At 47.9% G+C, this 20704-nt stretch carries 24 protein-coding genes and 1 pseudogene; 21 read left to right on the forward strand and 4 right to left on the reverse strand.

Annotation, left to right across the window (positions count from 1 at the left end):
• Position 1: 1 nt before the first annotated feature.
• Genes ACLJRU_RS07850 through ACLJRU_RS07860 form a run of 3 tightly spaced genes read left to right on the forward strand, consistent with a single transcriptional unit; the run spans position 2 to position 1670 of the window.
• Positions 2-304 (forward strand): phage baseplate plug protein, encoded by a 303-nt coding sequence (locus ACLJRU_RS07850; protein ID WP_000388505.1) that lies wholly within the window; start codon positions 2-4, stop codon positions 302-304.
• A gap of 2 nt (positions 305-306) precedes the next feature.
• Positions 307-1338, forward strand: coding sequence for a baseplate hub protein (locus ACLJRU_RS07855; RefSeq protein WP_000042299.1), 1032 nt, complete (start codon positions 307-309; stop codon positions 1336-1338).
• A complete protein-coding gene (locus tag ACLJRU_RS07860) occupies positions 1335-1670 on the forward strand; it encodes a hypothetical protein (RefSeq protein WP_000826019.1) in 336 nt (111 codons plus the stop codon). The genes ACLJRU_RS07855 and ACLJRU_RS07860 overlap by 4 nt, the downstream gene beginning before the upstream one ends.
• Before the next feature lie 6 nt (positions 1671-1676).
• On the opposite strand, the gene ACLJRU_RS07865 is transcribed toward ACLJRU_RS07860, so the two are convergent.
• Positions 1677-2054 (reverse strand): Arc family DNA-binding protein, encoded by a 378-nt coding sequence (locus tag ACLJRU_RS07865; protein ID WP_000818611.1) that lies wholly within the window; start codon positions 2052-2054, stop codon positions 1677-1679.
• 100 nt (positions 2055-2154) lie between these two features.
• Here ACLJRU_RS07865 and ACLJRU_RS07870 point away from each other — a divergent pair, with 100 nt between their 5' ends.
• The 10 genes and pseudogenes from ACLJRU_RS07870 to ACLJRU_RS07915 all read left to right on the forward strand — a co-directional run.
• Positions 2155-2313, forward strand: coding sequence for an Arc family DNA-binding protein (locus tag ACLJRU_RS07870; protein WP_000414162.1), 159 nt, complete (start codon positions 2155-2157; stop codon positions 2311-2313).
• Positions 2314-2386: 73 nt separating this feature from the next.
• A complete protein-coding gene (locus ACLJRU_RS07875) occupies positions 2387-2950 on the forward strand; it encodes a Bro-N domain-containing protein (RefSeq protein ID WP_001028071.1) in 564 nt (187 codons plus the stop codon).
• Positions 2951-3014: 64 nt separating this feature from the next.
• Positions 3015-3800: a phage repressor protein gene (locus ACLJRU_RS07880; protein ID WP_001540655.1), complete on the forward strand. Its 786-nt coding sequence runs from the start codon at positions 3015-3017 to the stop codon at positions 3798-3800.
• A gap of 63 nt (positions 3801-3863) precedes the next feature.
• On the forward strand, positions 3864-4619 hold the full coding sequence (locus tag ACLJRU_RS07885; protein ID WP_001540654.1) for a Gp138 family membrane-puncturing spike protein: 756 nt from the start codon (positions 3864-3866) through the stop codon (positions 4617-4619).
• Positions 4620-4754: 135 nt separating this feature from the next.
• Positions 4755-5108, forward strand: coding sequence for a bacteriophage protein (locus tag ACLJRU_RS07890; protein WP_023235152.1), 354 nt, complete (start codon positions 4755-4757; stop codon positions 5106-5108).
• Positions 5109-6308, forward strand: coding sequence for a baseplate J/gp47 family protein (locus tag ACLJRU_RS07895; RefSeq protein WP_023235151.1), 1200 nt, complete (start codon positions 5109-5111; stop codon positions 6306-6308).
• Positions 6305-6985 (forward strand): DUF2612 domain-containing protein, encoded by a 681-nt coding sequence (locus tag ACLJRU_RS07900; protein ID WP_023235150.1) that lies wholly within the window; start codon positions 6305-6307, stop codon positions 6983-6985. Before ACLJRU_RS07895 ends, ACLJRU_RS07900 begins: the two co-directional genes overlap by 4 nt.
• A gap of 389 nt (positions 6986-7374) precedes the next feature.
• Entirely contained in the window at positions 7375-8397 is a 1023-nt protein-coding gene (locus tag ACLJRU_RS07905) for a gp53-like domain-containing protein (protein WP_223557568.1), read from the forward strand.
• A gap of 6 nt (positions 8398-8403) precedes the next feature.
• Complete coding sequence (locus ACLJRU_RS07910) at positions 8404-8820, forward strand: tail fiber assembly protein (protein WP_001540650.1); 417 nt, start codon at positions 8404-8406, stop codon at positions 8818-8820.
• Between the two features lie 388 nt (positions 8821-9208).
• A pseudogene (locus tag ACLJRU_RS07915) lies at positions 9209-9367 on the forward strand (hypothetical protein); the annotation flags it as partial.
• Positions 9368-9637: 270 nt separating this feature from the next.
• Here ACLJRU_RS07915 and gogB read toward each other — a convergent pair.
• On the reverse strand, positions 9638-11128 hold the full coding sequence (gene gogB / locus ACLJRU_RS07920) for a type III secretion effector GogB (RefSeq protein WP_071813888.1): 1491 nt from the start codon (positions 11126-11128) through the stop codon (positions 9638-9640).
• Between the two features lie 404 nt (positions 11129-11532).
• On the opposite strand from gogB, the gene lepA reads away from it, so the two are divergent.
• The 7 genes from lepA to acpS all read left to right on the forward strand — a co-directional run bounded on the left by lepA (position 11533) and on the right by acpS (position 18042).
• Positions 11533-13332 (forward strand): translation elongation factor 4, encoded by a 1800-nt coding sequence (gene lepA, locus ACLJRU_RS07925; protein ID WP_000790154.1) that lies wholly within the window; start codon positions 11533-11535, stop codon positions 13330-13332.
• 16 nt (positions 13333-13348) lie between these two features.
• Positions 13349-14323 (forward strand): signal peptidase I, encoded by a 975-nt coding sequence (gene lepB / locus ACLJRU_RS07930; protein WP_000002559.1) that lies wholly within the window; start codon positions 13349-13351, stop codon positions 14321-14323.
• A gap of 273 nt (positions 14324-14596) precedes the next feature.
• Complete coding sequence (gene rnc, locus ACLJRU_RS07935) at positions 14597-15277, forward strand: ribonuclease III (RefSeq protein ID WP_024131346.1); 681 nt, start codon at positions 14597-14599, stop codon at positions 15275-15277.
• Positions 15274-16179: a GTPase Era gene (gene era / locus ACLJRU_RS07940; protein ID WP_000102230.1), complete on the forward strand. Its 906-nt coding sequence runs from the start codon at positions 15274-15276 to the stop codon at positions 16177-16179. The genes rnc and era overlap by 4 nt, the downstream gene beginning before the upstream one ends.
• A gap of 11 nt (positions 16180-16190) precedes the next feature.
• Positions 16191-16919 (forward strand): DNA repair protein RecO, encoded by a 729-nt coding sequence (gene recO, locus ACLJRU_RS07945; protein WP_000399380.1) that lies wholly within the window; start codon positions 16191-16193, stop codon positions 16917-16919.
• An 11-nt stretch (positions 16920-16930) separates the two neighbouring features.
• Positions 16931-17662 (forward strand): pyridoxine 5'-phosphate synthase, encoded by a 732-nt coding sequence (gene pdxJ / locus ACLJRU_RS07950; protein WP_000818964.1) that lies wholly within the window; start codon positions 16931-16933, stop codon positions 17660-17662.
• Positions 17662-18042 carry a holo-ACP synthase gene (gene acpS / locus ACLJRU_RS07955; RefSeq protein ID WP_000986041.1) on the forward strand — a complete coding sequence of 127 codons (381 nt, stop codon included), beginning with the start codon at positions 17662-17664 and terminating at the stop codon, positions 18040-18042. The genes pdxJ and acpS overlap by 1 nt, the downstream gene beginning before the upstream one ends.
• Before the next feature lie 111 nt (positions 18043-18153).
• On the opposite strand, the gene ACLJRU_RS07960 is transcribed toward acpS, so the two are convergent.
• Positions 18154-18414 (reverse strand): YfhL family 4Fe-4S dicluster ferredoxin, encoded by a 261-nt coding sequence (locus tag ACLJRU_RS07960; protein WP_001196290.1) that lies wholly within the window; start codon positions 18412-18414, stop codon positions 18154-18156.
• A 37-nt stretch (positions 18415-18451) separates the two neighbouring features.
• On the reverse strand, positions 18452-19378 hold the full coding sequence (locus tag ACLJRU_RS07965; protein WP_001540642.1) for a LysR family transcriptional regulator: 927 nt from the start codon (positions 19376-19378) through the stop codon (positions 18452-18454).
• Between the two features lie 115 nt (positions 19379-19493).
• Here ACLJRU_RS07965 and ACLJRU_RS07970 point away from each other — a divergent pair, with 115 nt between their 5' ends.
• Entirely contained in the window at positions 19494-20690 is a 1197-nt protein-coding gene (locus ACLJRU_RS07970; protein ID WP_023235149.1) for an OFA family MFS transporter, read from the forward strand.
• Positions 20691-20704 lie beyond the last annotated feature (14 nt).

A 20704-nucleotide genomic window follows, 5' to 3' on the forward strand; every position in this document is an offset into this window, starting at 1 on the left:
CATGGAGGCCGTAGAAATCCCACTGGTCGCTGATAATCAGACTTTTGCCACCACAATTAACGGTACGGTTTATCACCTGTCTGTCATCTGGCGCGGAGAGTACTGGGTTCTGGATCTTGCTGACAGCAATGGTTCCGCCATTATCTCAGGTATGCCGATGATTACGGGGGCTGACCTGCTGGCGCAGTATCGATATATGAATCTCGGGTTTTCGCTGGTGGTACTCTGCGACGTGGCAGGACAGGAAAACCCGACGCAATTCGATCTCGGAACGTTCTCACACCTCTATGTCTTCACGGAGTAACAATGTCAAAAAACTGGATGCGTCACTTTGAATTATTGCTGGTTGACGATAAGGGCGACGGGATAAAAATTTCTGAGCTTAAAGTCACTTTCAATATTCAGAAAATGCCTGCGACCATATTTAATGGATTCGTTGGAAATTTTAAGGTTTATAACCTGTCCCCTACCACTCAGAACCGGATTATGCAGAAGGAATTCTCGCGTATACAGGTTATAGCCGGATATAAGGGACAACCGGATGCAACGGGTAATTATCCCGATGAAAACGTTGGTATGATATTCAACGGAGATATCCGTTTTACTGTCACCGGGAAAGATAATGCGACAGACAGTTGGATCATGTTGCAGTGTATCGACAGTTGGGAAGGCCACCTGAACGCCAGTGTGAAAACCACAGTGGCTGCCGGCTGGAAGTACAGTGATCTTTTCAGCCTGGGCATGAAATCATTCGGGCCTTATGGTATCGAGTCAGGTGCAGTTCCTGACATGCCTGAGACGGTCTTCCCCCGTGGGCGGGTTGTCTATCAGAGCACAGCCAGGCTGATGAATCATATCGCCGGACAGTGTAACGCTTACTGGTGGTATGAGAACAATCAGGTCAACATTGTGCCGGAAGATAACTATATCGGTGTCGCTACGGTGCTGAATGCCAATACAGGGCTAATCGGTATGCCTCAGCAAACAATGGGTGCAGGCGTAAACGTCAGGTGCCTGATTAATCCAAACATTAAGCTGGGTGGGCTTATTCGTCTGGATCAGGCATCTGTCTACCGGACCTCTTTGAGTAATGACCAGATAGCGCAATCTCCAGCACGGCTGGATGAATCGGAAAGCGACGGTAATCTCTACGTTAACGGCCTGCCCGGCATGTCACAGCCTGCCAGCATTAATACTGACGGTGATTACATTGTGGGCAGCATCGATTATACTGGCGACACTCGCGGGCAGGCGTGGTATATGGACCTGCTTTGCCTGGCTAAAGATGGCAAAGAATTGCTTAACTCGAAAGGGATTGATGCGGCGAAATACACATGAAAAGACTATTGTTGGCAGCTTTACTTGTCTGTATCTCCTTCACTTCCTTTGCTGATACCGGGTGTGGACCATTCACGATCAACTGGAAAGCGCAAGACGGACTTGCAAGGATTAATGGACAGAAACCGGAGACACAGAAAATCACCTTTCTCAAACAAAAAGGGGATTATGACAATGTGAACATCCAATGGATGGTTCCGGGTAATGGACGTTGGTTAGGGATGGACTTTGTGGCCAGAAATGGCAAGCCGATCCTCAATGTTGAAGTTATCCGCAAAAATATGGACGAGCCGCGAGAGTTCTGGACGTATGACTGCCGGAAGGTGAAGTGAGCCCACTTAGGTGGGCTTTTTGCTCTTTGGCACGAAATCATATTTCGACGATAAAGAGTCGAATGCAGCTTCAGCCATTTTTATAGCCATGTGCTCAGCCGTTGCTTCTATGGCCTCCTGAACAGCGGTATCGACCTTCTCGAGTAATTGACTTTTTGAAATTACGATTCTGTCATCATCCACGCCCTGCTCAGCGAAAAGATCTATGTTCATTTCGCTCTGAACCTTAACAGGACGATTTTCAAGTGCGTCCTCGAGTATCTGAACAATTTCTGAGTTCATAGATCTTCCATTCTGCTTGGCGCGCTCAGCTATCGCATCACGCATCCCATCAGGGAAGCGTACAACAAACTTTTCGTAATCTTTAACCTGCTTTTCAGCCATAACATCACCTCAAAAAAAGTGATGATGGCATATTGCTATTTATATTCAATGGTGGCATTCTGCTTTCAAGGCATAATGCCATTATAAAGGAGAATGACTTGTGGAAAAAAATGAAGCAAAAACAACTCTGCGTTACCCGCAGAAAGTGAAAGAAGAGTTTAAGCGCATCGCTGAAGAAGAGGGGCTATCTGAAAACGCTGCGCTGGTTCAGGCGCTGGTTTGGGCTTTGAAATTCAGAGGGCAAATGCATGTCCAGTAAAAACAGCGAAGCCCAGCAGTGCGCTAACACTAACTGGGCCTCTATGTCGGAAACCGTATGCAAGGAAACCAACATGAATATTGTAGCAAAATCAGTTTATAACTTCCACGGCGTGAATCTTATACCAGTGAAAGATGTTGCTGGTATATGGCTGACATCTGCTGATATAGCCAAGGCTCTTGGTTATAAAAGTACCAAATCAATTTCCAACTTATTTACGCAGTATGAAGATGAGTTTTCCCAAGGGATGACAATGGTCATCGAATCAGTGACCAATGGGATTAACGGTTCTACTCGTCGTATGAAGGTGCGTGTTTTCTCGCTTCGTGGTGCTCACCTAATCGCAATGTTCGCCCGTACCCCAGTTGCCAAAGAATTTCGTCGCTGGGTACTGGACATTCTGGATCGGGAAGTAGATTCCTCAGGTGCCGATCGTCTACCGACTAAATTTCATCAGAGGGTAATGCTTTACCTTGATACCAAAGGGGGCGTCATCAATACGTACCCATTGAATAAAGATCAGGTAGTCATGTCATTTGATGCATTTGTCAGCTATTTCAGGAAAAAGGGATGGATAGTGGCCCCAAGGGATGAGGTTGCAAAAGGAATAATGGGGGCAATACAAGTTTTATCGTAGCAAAAAAGAAAAACCGCCAGTTGCTGCTGGCGGCCATCATTAACTTACATAGAAGGCAAACTCTATGGATTCGATTATCAAACATTTCGAGTTTAAGTCAAGTGAAGGTATGGCTGTAAGTATTGATGCGGCCCGCTTCAAAGGAAAACCGGTATTCCTTGCCGTGCCACTTGCAAAGGCTTTGGGTTATACCAACCCGGCTGATGCATTGAAAAAACATTGTAAGTCACTGATTAAGCTTAATTATAGCGAATCGCGAGAATTGGGTTTCGGTGACAACCCGCGGGGTATCCAACTTGTTGGTCAGGCAGACGTTTTTCGCCTTATTATGCGCAGCTCCCTCCCATCAGCAGAACGTGTTCAGGATTGGGTTTGCGAAGAAGTTCTCCCTGCGTTAATGGATACCGGAACTTACAGTATCAGAAAGGAAAAAACATCATCTGGCCTCCCTGAATACCGTCTTGCAAAGGCCGAACAGTTGAAGGCGCTGGCGCTGGAAAAAAATATCGCATCCGCTCGTGAGTTGATGGTGATGCTGCCCCGTCTTGACCCTATGTCCCACCAGACGCTGGCGGCTTCGCTGATTAATCCGATTATCGGTTATGACGCGATCCCCTTGCCGGTGATTGAAGAGCATTACTACACCGCAGCAGAAGCGGGTGAGAAAATAGGTGTCAGCGCCAATAAAATCGGTCGCATCGCTAACGCAAACAACCTTAAAACTGAGCAGTACGGCAAGTTCTTCCTTGATAAATCCGCTCACTCCAGTAAACAGGTCGAAGCGTTTCGCTATAACGCTGAGGGCGTAAAAGCCTTACGCCATCTTATTCATGGTGCTGACGTAGCTTAATTGCCAACAGATAATTAATACCAAGCCCGCCGATGAGCGGGTTTTTTTATGTCTGGAGAAAATATGCCAGTTTCACTTTCCTCTCAACTCGGCAGTAAAGAACAGGCTGATACAAGGCTTGCCAGCTCTATCATGTCTGCGTTGCGAGTTTCAATGCCTGGCATCGTCCAGTCATTTGATCCCGACACCGTAACCGCAGTTGTTCAACCCGCTATCAAAGGCTATGAGCCGGATTCGAATGGCGTTAGCCAGTCGACGACATTACCGCTGCTGGTGGATGTGCCCGTGGTATTTCCTCGCGGCGGTGGCTGCACGCTAACGTTCCCGGTTAAAGCTGGTGATGAGTGTCTGGTGATTTTTGCCGATCGCTGCATCGATTTCTGGTGGCAGAACGGCGGGGTACAGGAGCCTGTCGACGATCGGGTGCATGATTTATCGGATGCGGTCTGTATCGTCGGGCCGCAGTCGCAGGCGCAGAAAATAAGCGGAATCAGCACCAGCGCCGCACAATTGCGTACCGATGATGGGGCTGCTTTTGTGGAAGTGGCCGCAGGCCATAACGTTACTGTTAAAACCCCCGGCGCGCTGACTGCTACTGCAGAAGGCGGAACCACGATCACATCACCCATCATTACGCTAAACGGTGACGTAACCATTAACGGCAATCTGTCGCAGGGGATGGGTGAGGGCGGAGGTAGCGCAACGATGCTCGGTCCTGTCACGGTGACTAATGATGTGAAGGCGGGCGGTAAGAGCCTTATGACGCACACTCATGGCGGCGTGCAGACAGGTGGCGGGAATACCGGCGCGCCTAATTAACTGATAATGGAGTTGCGAGTTATGGGCGAAAAATTACCCAACTGGAAATTCCTGCTTATATGGATTGTATTTTTCCTTTTCGGGCTTTCGAGCCTGATTGGTGCCGTCCGATGGTGGTGAATAAGGAGGTCAGACATGCGATACCGACGCGAAGATACCGAAGGTGATTACACTTTTGGTAGTGGCGATGATACCTGGCTGATTAACTCGCCAGAAGCTGTCGCGCAGGCGGTAAAAACACGATTCGCATTGTGGTACGGGCAGTGGCTCCTCGATAAGACAGAGGGAACACCGTGGATTCAGTCTGTGCTCGGTAAGCAAAAGCCGGAAACCTACAATCTGGCGATCCGCAAGCGCATCCTCGAAACGCGGGGCGTGAAATCCATCCTCTCTTTCAATACCACAGTGAACACGACGACGCGCCGCGTCCAGTTCTTCGCTGAAATCGACACTATCTACGGAACAACGACAGTAACCAACGAGGCATAAATGGCCCTCAATTTGGACACACTCGGCTTATCGGCAACGGTAACCGCTGAGGGGATCAGTGCGCCTGATTACCAGACGATACTCGATACCCTGACGAGCTATTTCCAGCAGATTTATGGTAGTGACGCTTATCTGGAGCCGGACAGCAAAGACGGCCAGATGGTGGCGCTGGTGGCGCTAGCTATTCACGATGCCAATAACACAGCCATTTCCGTCTATAACTGCTTCTCACCTGCTACAGGTTACGGCGCAGCGCTGACCAGTAACGTAAAAATTAACGGTATCGCGCGCAAAGGTGCAACGAACTCTACCGTGGATTTACTGCTCACTGGCACCGCAGGAACAACCATTACGAACGGCACAGTGAAAGACACTAATAATGTGATATGGCGTCTTCCTGCTTCAGTGGTGATTGGGGTTGATGGTGCCGTGACGTTAACTGCTATCTGTTCAAGCAGCGGAGCGGTTGCGGCCCTGGCCGGGACTATCACCACCATCAATACACCGACCCGTGGCTGGACGTCAGTAACCAACCCGGCAGCGGCCACCGTTGGCGCACCTGCAGAAACGGACGCAGAACTGCGCATCAGGCAGGGGCAGAGTGTCGCGATACCATCCATCACACCATTTGAAGGTGTGGACGGGGCGATCGCTAATATTGCTGGTGTGACGCGCCACAAGCTCTATGAAAATGATACAGGAAAGACTGACGGTAACGGGCTTCCTCCGCATTCCATCTCGGCCATTGTTGATGGTGGCGATGTTACCGAAATAGCCAGGACCATCCGGGGAAATAAAGGGCAGGGGGTCCGGACCTGGGGAAAAACATCCGTAACCGTACCGGATAAATATGGCAATCCTCACATAATCAGTTTTTCGCGACCAACTGATGTCCCTGTTTACGGAAAAATCACCTTAAAAGTTTTTGCCGGGTACACCTCTCAGATAGGTGTGCAGATTCAGCAGGCTGTTGCGGATTACATTAACAGACTGATGATTGGTGATCAGGTACTGCTGAGCCGGATTTATTCTCCTGCTAACCTTGGGGTCGTCAGTGGTGGAAATGCGCGCTATTACGATATTCAGGAGCTACTGATCGGCAAATCTCCGGAAGCTGTTGCTGCGGCGAATATTAATATTGCTTACGACGAATCTGCCTCCTGTAAGCCGGAAAATATTATTATTACGGTGGCAGCATGAGCAAATATACGGACTTAATTACTAACTATCATGCGACAAAACCTAAATTCTTTGAACACATCGATTTAGTGACCAGGCCGTTAGCTGAAACCTCAGCCGCAATAAATGGGCTAATAAACGCTTTTGATATTGATCATGCGACAGGAATACAACTCGATATTCTCGGCCAATGGATAGGGTTAAGCCGGATTGTAAGCCAGCCAATAAGCGGTGTCTATTTCAGCTGGGACACTGACGGACTCGGATATGACCAGGGCGTCTGGCAGGGGCCATATGATCCGGATTCGGGTTATACCTCGGTGAGCGATGAAACCTATCGCATCGTTCTAAAAACGAAGATAGCAATTAACAACTGGGACGGAAGAAACGACTCTCTGCCTCCCATTCTTGACGCTGCACTGGACGGGGCCGGTCTGAAGATGCAGATCGTCGATAACCAGGACATGACCATAGGTATCTGGGTTTTTCCTGAAATAGATATTTCATCGGTCTCTCTCGAACTTATTGCTGCGATACGACAAGGGTATCTGACGGTAAAGGCCGCTGGTGTATGGGGCGGAAGTATTGAAATTCCTTCGGTGGAAACGCCTTCTGAAGGAAACAGGTTTTTTGGGTTTGATATGGATAACGAATATATCAGCGGGTTTGATGCCGGTTCATGGGGGACATTACTCTGATGGCTAAAAATGATTTTAAACCGTTTGCGACGGGCAAGGGTGCTAATGTTACATCGCAGCCTGACTGGGAGGCGCTGCCGGCGCTCCTGTCTGGTTTTACTGCGGGCAAGGCATCAAGTGCACAGGTAAATAAAGCGCTGCGTCAGGCAAGCTTCATCGCTGCAACACTGGCACAGTACACAGCCAGCAAGAGCGGGCAGGATGTACTCGATGATGGTGACCTGAGCGGCTTTATCGCCAAAATGTCCGCTGCGTTCGGTAAGGATTTTCAGACTCTTGATGCCACGCTGACGGCGCTCGCTGGTCTTGCTACCGGTGCAGATAAACTCCCGTATTTTACGGGTAATGATACCGCCGGACAGACAGATCTTACTTCTGTTGGGCGCGACATCATCGGAAAAGCCAGCATTGCGGATATTCTCACATACCTCGGTTTGGGAGAAACAGCAAAGCAAGCTGCTGGCGCAGTCCAGAAAACCGGCGATGAGATGAACGGGAAGTTAACCCTGCCACAGACATCTTCCTTCGGCGTGAATACTAATAACACACTGGGCGGTAGTTCCATCGCTATCGGTGATAACGATACCGGGCTCAAAGGGAACGGCGACGGTAATCTGGCATTTATGGCTAACAACGTGCTGGCAGGATATTTTAATGAAAATGAATTGCAGCACAGTAAAAAGATGCTGACTAAAAATTTTCAGGCTCTTGTTGATAATAACTGGCCGGAGGGGGCGGGGGGATTTTCTGGTCAGTTAAGCAGTGAAGCACCGTTTAGTGTACCAATGGTTCGCCGTCAGAATAATGATAATAATTTTTTCCCGCTCCTGAAAGGAAAGGTCTCACTGGAGTCTGGCTATCCTGTAGCCGCCTCTTTCGGAATATTAACCAGTGGAAATACTAATTTCCCACAAATTGCAATTCATGCGAAAACAGACTTTGATGTTAACGATAAAATATGGATATTTGATGTCGCAACCGGGGAATTTCGCGCGCCGGGCAGGATTACGGCTACAGAAATTTTATTGAGCGGTAAAAGCCGTGTTGCTCCTGATGGTAATTTATATGGTGATGTGTGGGGCGGCTGGCTGAATGACTTCCTTAATAACAATTACAACCGCAAAAATACTGCCAGTCTGGGTGATTATGGATGGGTTCGTGACGAAAGCACCGGTTTTATAATGCAATGGGGAACGCTTGGTAGCTCAAACGGAACCTACAACTTTCCGCGAGAGTTTCCGGTATCCTGCTTTGCTGTATTTGTCACCAACACTAATCAGCAGGGAGGTTCAGTGGATAATGCGTTTGGATACCCGGTGAGTAAAAGCCAGTTTTTTGCCGCAACTAAAGCATCAACAGACGGAAATGTCGTAAATGGCTATCCTGTAGCCTGGTTTGCGATCGGGAGATAAGTATCAATGAGCGATTATTATTACAGCTTTAAAGAGAAAGGTTTTTTCTACAAGCCGGATACCGAATCGGGAGATTGCCCGACTGATCTAATTCCTCTGACTGATGAACATTACCATGAACTTATGCAGGGTCAGGTGGACGGAAAATATATTGAGCACAGGAAAGGAGGCCCGGTACTGGTTGAACATCGCGAATATACACATGAAGAGTTGATTGCACAGGCTGAAGCCAGAAAAGCGGAACTTCTTGCTGAAGCTGAGTCAGTTATTGCGCCACTGGCGCGGGCGGTAAAATTGAACATTGCTACAGATGAGGAAATAAAGCGGATGGAGGCATGGGAACTCTACAGCGTACTGGTAAACCGGGTGGATACCTCAAATCCTGACTGGCCGGATAAGCCAGCCAGTAATATAATGTTGTAAAAAAAAACAGGCTGACGTTAATAAAACACGCCAGCCTGAAGTAATATTCAGCTCATCAGGAACTGATAAACATAATAACCAGATATACCATCAGTACTGATATGGTTGTTACAGCCTTCTGTAACAAATTAACAACCACAAATCTGACACCACTCCGGTGGCTTAAGAATATCTGGTGGCCAGTTGTCACACCAGGGGGGACGAATAAATGGGGCGGGTATTGGCGGCAGTCCACTGGAGGCGGATTTTGTATTATCTGGTGGGAGTTTTGTATCACTGGCGGCTATCGCCGATGCCGAAAAGGCTGTAGCCGACAACACCAGAAGCAATGGGCAAAATATACGATGTCTCATAATATCACCCGTGAATATTCAGACTATCCTTACTGTTGACTTCCTTCATTTCCAGCATAGTTCACGCTTCATCGTCATTGAATAAACAATTAAGTTTGTTGAGCGAAAATTTACTTAAAGAAAAAATAATAAGCATCGATATTTTTCTTTTTTGCAGGTTTTCAACGCATGCCCGAATAAACGTGCGCAGATGGTGAAAAATCTGGTTGGCCATAAAAAGGTTTAAAGATAAATGCAAGTGCTTATCTGTTGCGATATCAATTAAATTAATCTTGTTTTTTTATTCATACCCTTGCCAAACAGATATGTAGCAAGAAAATATGATACTAAGTAAAGTTGGCATGTAGTCTAGAGTTAGGGGTAGTATATATTCTTAACTCCAATAGGACTGCTCTATATATAAATATATTAATTGCATATTTTATTTTTAAAGTCAACGATTTCTATGAATCACACGTTAAATATCACACTCCATTTTTAGGCTTATATTTATCCCAACCAACTAATGAAAAAACATCTTCGTGTGAAATAGCCTCACCATTAAGAAAAAATTTAACATTTTGTTTTACCAGATCATCATGTCGATTCCGATATACCCATCTTAGCTCATGTGCTGTAATAGAATTACCATGCTTTCCTGTTTTATTTGCGATATCACTTATAGCATCAACTAAATTGTCAATGACAAAAATAACTGACCGTTCCCTTAATCGTGTTTGGAATTCAAGACCGGCTTTACTTGTTTTTATCCAGCACTCCTCATTGGATAAGTCTGAATATTTATCTTCGGTAATATTGTATTTTTTATGTTGAGATAAAAATTCTCTAAAAAAAGTCCCTCTCTGAACATCATTCAATCTTTCTGCTATCTTCTCATCTTTATTAAACACGGCTCTATTCTTCCTGTCCCAGACCGCATCTGTTAATGTATTTTGAATAATAATATCTTTTTTTGAAAAATAATATAACGAATTAACTAAAGTATTTACTCGATCTCTTGCCTTACATAAACCATAAACCACATCTCCAGGCTGAAAACTTAACGCATCTCCTGCAGGTTTGTTACTAAAGGTAATATCACTCCTGGTAAGAAATTCAGGATTAAGCTTAACATAACCATCGGTACTAATATCTATATGTGCAGGCAGATTGCAGGTTGGTATTTCCCATACAATAGGGGTCCTTGAGGATAAATTGATAGACTTTAAATTAACAGGAAGCTTAACTGGAAGTTTAATATTATCACAAAAGTTGATACTTAATTTTTTTAGCTTATCAGGCAAAATATCATCTATAACAGTACCGGGAACTGTTTGTATAAGTTCAATACTTAGTTCTTTTAACCCCTCAGGTAACATTTTCATTAATGGCAAGAAAGGGCAATTTTGTAAGTCTAATTTATCTAATTTATATGGTAACTCAGCACATGATATTTCAGGGAAATTTTGCAATGACAAAGAAGATAGATGCGGAGGAAGGGGAGGCAAAAATTTACCATAGCACGCAGTAAAACTCTTTAATCCATAAGGTAATGCGGGGAAAGTATAATTTTCTTCATATGCCTGCATATCTATAGATAGTGACTCTAAGCTATCTGGGAAATATGAAATTTTAATGGTCTGATTTCCAGATATAGTTAAACTTTTTAACCCATCAGGAAGATTTGGAATAGACTCCAGTGTATAGCATGAAGATAAATTCAACTCGGATAAATTATCAGGAAATACCGGAATAGAGGTAACATGATGAGCAGTAATTGATAAGCTCCCGGTATGATTTGCTTCTATTATTTTGTCGTAAATACTATTACGCTCCTCCTTCTCAATATCTGGGGATTCTATTCTCCATTTATTTAATAACTCAAGGTTTGATGTCGCCTCGTTACTTGTATATGCATATTGCAATATGGCTGGTTGGAATCCTATTTTCATGCGCTTTTTCAATCTATATGTCAATACCAAGCTATCATTATTACATTTATTTTCATTCAGGCAAGATTTAGAACCTAGCCTAATACCGATCGTTTAAGAAGCTGTTAGCCGATTCAGCAACATGGAGAATTTGAAGACAATCCGGTGGGATGGATTACCGCAGTCACGTTGTCTGCAAGAACGTGACTGCGGTAGGCCGGCTGCTGTTTAGTCAGGACTGACTGTAACCGTGTTTATAGGTTTATAGATCGTATAGACCTCTATTGTGATGTAACATCGTATGTTGATCAGCAGATCGTATGCTGACGATTTCAAAGCTACAGTGTAATATGCACGCCAGTCGTTGATGGGGTAGTTATTGTGGAATGTCCACCGCTGTGTCCATCAAGAAAAATTTATCAGCATAGCGAGTTGAAAAATTCATATTTATGAAAAACATAAGAAATTTCTCCATCATTGCTCACATTGACCACGGTAAATCGACGCTGTCTGACCGTATTATCCAAATCTGCGGTGGCCTGTCTGACCGTGAAATGGAAGCTCAGGTACTTGATTCGATGGATCTTGAGCGTGAGCGCGGTATTACTATTAAAGCCCAGAGTGTGACGCTGGATTTTAAAGCGTCTGATGGTGAAACTTATCAACTGAACTTTATCGACACGCCGGGACACGTTGACTTTTCCTATGAAGTTTCCCGTTCGTTAGCCGCCTGCGAGGGCGCGCTGCTGGTGGTGGATGCCGGCCAGGGCGTAGAAGCGCAAACGTTGGCGAACTGCTACACCGCGATGGAAATGGATCTTGAAGTGGTGCCGGTGCTTAACAAGATTGACCTGCCGGCCGCCGATCCGGAGCGTGTGGCGGAAGAAATCGAAGACATTGTCGGTATCGATGCGACGGACGCGGTACGCTGCTCCGCCAAAACGGGTGTCGGCGTGACGGATGTTCTGGAACGCCTGGTGCGCGATATCCCGCCGCCGCAAGGCGATCCGGACGGCCCGCTGCAGGCGCTGATTATTGACTCCTGGTTCGATAACTACCTGGGCGTGGTATCGCTGGTGCGTATTAAAAACGGCACCATGCGTAAAGGCGACAAAATTAAAGTGATGAGTACCGGGCAGACCTACAACGCTGACCGCCTGGGGATTTTCACGCCGAAGCAGGTTGATCGTACCGAGCTGAAGTGCGGCGAAGTAGGCTGGCTGGTCTGCGCCATTAAAGATATCCTCGGCGCGCCGGTTGGCGATACCTTAACCTCAGCGCGTAACCCAGCGGAAAAAGCATTGCCGGGCTTTAAAAAGGTGAAACCGCAGGTCTATGCAGGTCTGTTCCCGGTCAGCTCCGACGATTATGAAAGTTTCCGCGACGCGCTCGGCAAGCTGAGCCTGAACGATGCCTCACTGTTTTATGAACCGGAAAGCTCCTCGGCGCTGGGCTTTGGTTTCCGCTGCGGCTTCCTCGGCCTGTTGCACATGGAGATCATTCAGGAGCGTCTGGAACGCGAATACGATCTGGATCTGATCACCACTGCGCCGACCGTGGTTTATGAAGTAGAAACAACGGCGAAAGAGACTATCTATGTTGATAGCCCCTCCAAGCTGCCGCCGTTGAATAACATTTATGAACTGCGCGAGCCTATCGCCGAATGTCATATGCTGTTACCACAAGCCTATTTAGGTAACGTTATTACGCTGTGTATTGAGAAACGCGGCGTACAAACTAACATGGTGTATCACGGTAACCAGGTCGCGTTGACCTATGAAATCCCAATGGCGGAAGTGGTGCTCGACTTCTTTGACCGTCTGAAATCAACGTCGCGCGGCTATGCGTCTCTGGATTATAACTTCAAGCGCTTCCAGGCTTCCGATATGGTGCGTGTTGATGTGTTAATCAACAACGAGCGTGTCGATGCGCTGGCGCTGATCACGCACCGTGATAACTCGCAAAGCCGTGGTCGCGAGCTGGTGGAGAAAATGAAAGATTTGATTCCACGCCAGCAGTTTGATATCGCGATTCAGGCGGCGATTGGTACGCATATTATTGCCCGTTCGACGGTAAAACAGTTACGTAAAAACGTGCTGGCGAAGTGCTACGGCGGCGATATCAGTCGTAAGAAAAAACTGCTGCAGAAACAGAAAGAAGGTAAGAAACGCATGAAGCAGATCGGTAACGTCGAGCTGCCTCAGGAGGCGTTCCTCGCCATTCTGCATGTCGGTAAAGACAATAAATAATCCCTAAGGAGTTGGCATGGCGAACATGTTTGCCCTGATTCTGGTGATAGCCACACTGGTGACGGGCATTTTATGGTGCGTTGATAAGTTTGTTTTCGCGCCAAAACGTCGGGCGCGCCAGGCTGCCGCGCAAACGGCGTCGGGAGATGCGCTGGATAACGCTACGCTCAATAAAGTGGCGCCTAAGCCGGGCTGGCTGGAGACCGGGGCGTCGGTTTTCCCGGTTCTGGCGATCGTTCTGATCGTTCGTTCATTTCTTTATGAACCCTTTCAGATCCCGTCAGGCTCAATGATGCCGACACTGCTTATCGGCGATTTTATTCTGGTGGAAAAATTTGCCTACGGCATTAAAGATCCGATCTACCAGAAAACCCTGATTGAAACCGGTCATCCAAAGCGCGGGGATATTGTGGTATTTAAATATCCGGAAGATCCTAAGTTAGATTACATCAAACGCGCCGTCGGTTTGCCGGGCGATAAAATCACTTATGATCCGGTTGCAAAAGAGGTGACGATTCAGCCTGGCTGTAGCTCCGGTCAGGCGTGCGAAAATGCGCTGCCGGTTACCTACTCTAACGTTGAGCCGAGCGATTTTGTACAGACCTTTGCCCGCCGTAACGGCGGAGAAGCGACCAGCGGTTTCTTTGAGGTTCCGCTAAACGAGACAAAAGAAAACGGCATTCGCCTGACCGAACGTAAAGAGACGTTAGGCGATGTGACCCACCGCATCCTGATGGTGCCGATAGCTCAGGATCAGTTGGGCATGTATTACCAACAGCCAGGACAACCGCTGGCGACCTGGGTTGTACCGCCGGGGCAATATTTCATGATGGGCGACAACCGCGATAACAGCGCGGATAGCCGTTACTGGGGATTTGTTCCGGAAGCGAATCTGGTCGGTAAAGCTGTCGCTATCTGGATGAGCTTTGACAAGCAGGAAGGGGAGTGGCCGACAGGCGTACGCCTGAGTCGTATCGGCGGTATTCACTAACTGTGACGAAATGATCGTTCACGCTGCCGTCTTTTTAGCGGCAGCGTGAATTATTTCCTGGATAAATTCCCTCAGACTAACGACATCCCCTGTCGTTGTGTATAGAATATTCCCCCGAAGTTTTAGGTTGGCGCCGTTTGGTCGCCACGGCACACGAAACAGCGTTGGTTATAGACAACCTTCTTTCCGCTGCAGCGATGCGGCAGGACAGATGACGTGTATCAGGTCTGTTTCGTGTGCTGGATTGTTGACGCATTCATTTATTGGTATCGCATGAACCCCATCGTAATTAATCGGCTTCAACGGAAGCTGGGCTACACTTTTAATCATCAGGAGCTGTTGCAGCAGGCATTAACTCACCGCAGCGCCAGCAGTAAACATAACGAACGCCTGGAGTTTTTAGGCGATTCAATCCTGAGCTTCGTTATCGCTAACGCGCTTTATCACCGTTTTCCACGGGTGGATGAGGGAGATATGAGCCGTATGCGCGCCACGTTGGTACGTGGTAATACGCTGGCGGAATTAGCCCGTGAATTTGATTTAGGCGAGTGCCTGCGTTTAGGGCCGGGCGAATTAAAAAGCGGCGGATTTCGTCGGGAGTCCATTCTGGCGGACACCATGGAAGCGTTAATCGGCGGAGTATTTCTCGATAGCAATATCCAGACCGTCGAGCAGTTAATCCTTAACTGGTATAAAACCCGTCTGGATGAGATAAGCCCGGGCGATAAACAAAAAGATCCTAAAACGCGCTTGCAGGAGTATTTGCAGGGTCGCCATCTGCCGTTGCCATCTTACCTGGTTGTGCAGGTACGCGGCGAGGCGCACGATCAGGAATTTACTATCCACTGCCAGGTCAGCGGCCTGAGCGAACCGGTGGTTGGCACGGGTTCCAGCCGTCGTAAGGCGGAGCAGGCTGCCGCCGAACAGGTGCTGAAAAAACTGGAGTTGGAATGAGCACTGACAAAACTTACTGCGGATTTATTGCCATCGTCGGACGTCCGAACGTTGGCAAATCTACCTTGCTGAACAAACTGCTTGGGCAGAAGATTTCAATCACTTCCCGTAAAGCGCAGACCACGCGCCACCGCATTGTCGGTATTCATACCGAAGGCCCGTATCAGGCAATTTATGTCGATACCCCGGGACTGCATATGGAAGAAAAGCGCGCCATTAACCGTTTGATGAATAAGGCGGCGAGCAGTTCGATTGGCGACGTTGAGCTGGTGATTTTCGTTGTGGAAGGCACCCGTTGGACGCCGGACGACGAAATGGTCCTGAACAAACTGCGCGATGGCAAAGCGCCGGTTATTCTCGCCGTTAACAAGGTGGATAACGTGCAGGAAAAAGCCGATTTGCTGCCGCACCTCCAGTTCCTGGCAAGCCAGATGAACTTTCTTGATATCGTACCCATCTCTGCTGAAACGGGTATGAACGTCGATACCATTGCCGGTATCGTGCGTAAACATTTACCGGAAGCGATTCATCACTTCCCGGAAGATTACATCACCGATCGCTCTCAGCGCTTTATGGCGTCTGAAATCATTCGTGAAAAGCTGATGCGTTTTCTCGGCGCCGAGCTGCCGTATTCCGTTACCGTTGAGATTGAACGTTTTGTTACCAACGAACGCGGCGGCTATGATATCAACGGGCTGATCCTCGTCGAGCGCGAAGGGCAGAAGAAGATGGTGATTGGCAACAAAGGCGCCAAAATCAAAACCATTGGTATTGAAGCGCGTAAAGACATGCAGGAGATGTTCGAAGCGCCGGTACACTTGGAACTGTGGGTGAAAGTGAAATCCGGCTGGGCCGATGACGAACGCGCTCTGCGCAGTCTCGGTTACGTAGACGATCTGTGAGTTAACACAGCGTGGAAGGGTGGCAGCGCGCATTTGTCCTGCACAGTCGCCCCTGGAGCGAAACCAGCCTGATGCTGGACGTCTTCACGGAAGAATCGGGGCGCGTGCGCCTTGTCGCCAAAGGCGCGCGATCTAAACGTTCCAATCTGAAAGGCGCGTTGCAGCCTTTTACGCCGTTATTGTTACGCTACAGCGGACGCGGCGAGGTGAAAACCCTGCGCAGCGCCGAGGCAGTTTCTTTGGCGCTGCCGTTAAGCGGTATTACGCTCTATAGCGGCCTGTACATCAACGAGCTCCTCTCTCGCGTACTGGAATATGAAACGCGCTTCTCCGAACTCTTTTTTGATTATCTGAACTGTATTCAGGCGCTGGCGGGAACCACCGGCTCGCCTGAACCGGCGTTGCGACGTTTCGAACTGGCGTTGCTGGGTCATCTGGGGTATGGCGTCAATTTCACCCACTGTGCAGGCAGCGGCGAACGGGTGGATGACACCATGACCTACCGTTACCGCGAAGAAAAAGGCTTTTTCGCCAGCGTCGTCATCGATAACAACACCTTTACCGGACGGCACCTGAAAGCGCTGGAGGCGCGGGAATTTCCGGATGTAGATACCCTGCGTGCCGCTAAACGCTTTACCCGTATGGCATTAAAGCCGTATCTTGGGGGAAAACCGTTAAAAAGCCGGGAGCTGTTCCGGCAATTTATGCCCAAACGCACAGTAAAAACGAAAAAAGATTAACGAGGATTGTCATGGCTGAATTACTGTTAGGCGTCAATATTGACCACATTGCCACGTTACGTAATGCGCGCGGCACCGACTATCCGGATCCGGTACAGGCGGCGTTTATTGCTGAACAGGCAGGCGCGGACGGCATTACCGTACACCTGCGTGAAGATCGTCGCCACATTACCGATCGCGATGTGCGCATTCTGCGTCAGACGCTGCATACGCGTATGAATCTGGAGATGGCGGTGACCGAAGAGATGCTGGCGATCGCCGTAGAAACCAGGCCGCATTTCTGTTGTCTGGTGCCGGAAAAACGCCAGGAAGTCACCACCGAAGGCGGTCTGGATGTGGCCGGACAGCGCGATAAAATGCGTGATGCCTGTGCGCGCCTGGCGGCGGCTGGCATCCAGGTTTCGCTCTTTATCGATGCCGATGAAGCGCAAATCAACGCGGCGGCGGAAGTCGGCGCGCCGTTTATCGAAATCCATACCGGCTGCTACGCCAACGCAGAAACCGATGCGGAACAGGCAAAAGAGCTGGCGCGTATTGCCAGCGCCGCGACCCTGGCGGCCCGTCTGGGGCTAAAAGTAAATGCGGGTCATGGCCTGACCTACCATAACGTCAAAGCTATTGCCGCGCTGCCGGAAATGCACGAGCTCAATATCGGTCATGCCATTATTGGTCGGGCGGTGATGACGGGGCTGAAAGAGGCGGTGGCTGAAATGAAACGTTTGATGCTGGAAGCGCGCGGCTAATGGCGATTCTCGGCCTGGGAACGGACATTGTAGAGATTGCCCGCATTGAGGCAGTGATCTCCCGTTCCGGCGAACGTCTGGCAAGGCGTGTGCTCAGTGACAACGAGTGGGCTATCTGGGAGTCGCATCAGCAGCCGGTGCGTTTTCTCGCCAAGCGTTTTGCGGTCAAAGAGGCGGCAGCGAAAGCTTTTGGCACCGGCATCCGCAACGGTCTGGCGTTTAATCAGTTCGAAGTGTTTAACGATGAGCTGGGAAAACCACGTTTGCGGCTGTGGGGCGAGGCGTTAACGCTGGCGGAAAAACTCGGTGTGGCGCACATGCATGTCACGTTGGCCGATGAACGCCATTACGCCTGCGCTACGGTCATTCTGGAAAGTTAGATTTGCCGGATGGCGGCGTAAACACGTTACCTGACCTACAGGCCGATATATTGTCGGCCTGATAAGCATAGCGCCATCAGGCATTGTTGCGTTGGAAGTGCGTTAACCCGCTTACAGTTTATCTGCGTGATGCATCAGAACAAACTTATCCCACAACTGTTCTTCGCTTTCGACATGGGCGGGATCCTGCAAAATCGTATTGGGGATCGGGCAGACTTTCTGACAGGTCGGCGTTTCGTAATGGCCTACACACTCGGTGCATTTATCGCTGTTAATTTCATAAATGCTATCACCCATGGATATCGCCTCATTCGGGCACTCTGGCTCGCACATATCGCAGTTGATGCATTTTTTGGTGATTAACAGCGCCATCAGGAAATTCTCAGAAACAACATAAATCGGGCGGGCATTATACGCCTATTTTCTGCTCGGGCCAGCTCTTTTCTGGCGCTGATTTGTTATCTACAGTGTAAAAATTTTTGATCTGCTTGAGCAGGCAGATGGTTGCGTTATCCAGTGAAAGGTCATTACTGTGCACCAGCATGACAGGAATAAAGAATGCGGGGATGCCCAGTGAAAACAGGCGAACATTTTTGGGTGTCGATAAATGGGTTAGCGAGCGGGTAATAAATGCGATGCCAATCTGCGCTTCGGCATACTCAAGGCATGAGTAGTGGTTATCCAGTTCGCAGATGACGTTAGGAACGACTTTGCGGTTATTAAATTCTGTGGTGATGATCCCTCTTAATAGCAGAGAGTCATTAAGCACGATAATGGGCTGGTCGTTTAAATCTTTTAGATGCAGACGTTCGCGTGTCGCCAGAGGATGAGAAAGTGGGATTGCAGCGATAATTTCATCTTCAAACAGCATGGTCGAGCTTAGCTGGGCAGGGAGCGCTGTTCGATAAACAATGCCAATATCAACGGCGCTATCCGTCAGCTTTTTAATGGTTTGCTCAGTTGAGAACTCTTTAACATTTAAAGATATTTCCGGATGGTGCGCCATAAAGTTGCGAAAAGCGGGCAGGACCAGATAACTGCCTGACACCCCGATTGAAATAGTATCGCGCTGTTGGTCCTGATAGGGAAGAAGTTCATTTTCGGCATTTTTTAAATCCAGCATTATTTTGTTAGCGTGTCGTTGCAAAATAATGCCTGCTTTTGTTAATTTAATTCCTCTACCTTTTCGCTTAAATAATATTGTTTTAAGTGATGACTCAAGTTGTTTGATTTGCTGACTTAATGATGGCTGAGTGATAAACAGGCGACTGGCTGCCCGACCATAATGTAATTCATCACACAATATCAGGAAGGAGTGTAGTTGTTTGATATTCATTAAAATTTAATGCCAATCGATTGGGTTTTGTTATAACGATTATAAAAAATACCAAATTGTTTGCCTATTTTGCTTTTTTTAAACTGTGATCAGTGCATTTTAAAAAGGGAAAATTATGTCGGCATCAATCAACCGCTGGGGAATGCTTGCCGCTCACGTGTGCATCAATTTTGTGCTCGGGGGCGTCTACGCATTTAGCTATTTCAAAACACCACTCATGGCGCAATATCACTGGGATCCGGCTACGCTGGCGTTAGCATTCTCTATCAATATGGGGATCATTCCTTTACCGATGATTTGGGGCGGGAGAATGATCGACAATGGTAAAGGAAAGCAGGCGATAGTTATCGGTGGTATCCTGTTTTCTTTAGGTTTTATCTTGTCCGGGTTTGTGGATAATTTGCCCATGCTGTTTTTAACCTACGGCGTCATTGCCGGGTTGGGATCGGGCCTGGCTTTTACGGGTAATCTTAATAATATTCTGAAATTTTTCCCTGACCGTCGCAGTCTTGCCAGCGGTATCGTACTGGCGGGTGTTGGCGTCGGGACGCTACTTTGCACCCGCCTGGCCGAATATTTTATGGCGCAAACTCACGATGTTAGTCGGGCGTTGTTATATCTGGGTATTGTTTATCTGGTGGTTATTTTTATCGTCCAGTTCTTTATTCGTAGCGCGCCAGCAAAAGATAGTGGAGGAATTAAAGCGTCGCCACTGGATAAAGACTATCGGCACATGCTGAAAGATCTGCGCTTCTGGCTGCTGTTTATGATTCTGGCGCTGGGCGTGTTCTCTGGGATGGTAATTAGCTCAAGCTCTGCGCAAATTGGTATGACGCAGTACGGTTTACTGTCCGGTGCATTAGTCGTTAGCCTGGTCTCGATATTTAACTCAATTGGTCGCCTGTTCTGGGGAGGGTTAACCGATAAATTAGGCGGCTATAATACACTGGTTATTGTTTACCTCTTTACTTGCTTGTGTATGCTGCTGTTATTTTTCTTCAATGGCAATACTTCGGTATTTTATTTCAGCGCTCTGGGCGTGGGCTTTGCTTATGCCGGTATATTAGTTATCTTCCCTGGCTTGACCAGTCAGAATTTTGGCATGCGCAACCAGGGACTAAACTACGGCTTTATGTATTTTGGTTTTGCCGTCGGTGCGGTTATTGCTCCTTACGTCACGTCCGCTATTGCAAAATATACCGGAAGCTACAATACAGTATTTATTTTGACAACGGTGCTATTGCTTATTGGAGTCGTGTTGACCCTGATAACGAAAAAATATGTCGCAACGGTTTTAGCCAAAATTCATTAATCAGATAATAAGGA

The organism is Salmonella sp. SAL00653 (genome assembly GCF_046552515.1).
GTDB lineage: Bacteria > Pseudomonadota > Gammaproteobacteria > Enterobacterales > Enterobacteriaceae > Salmonella > Salmonella enterica.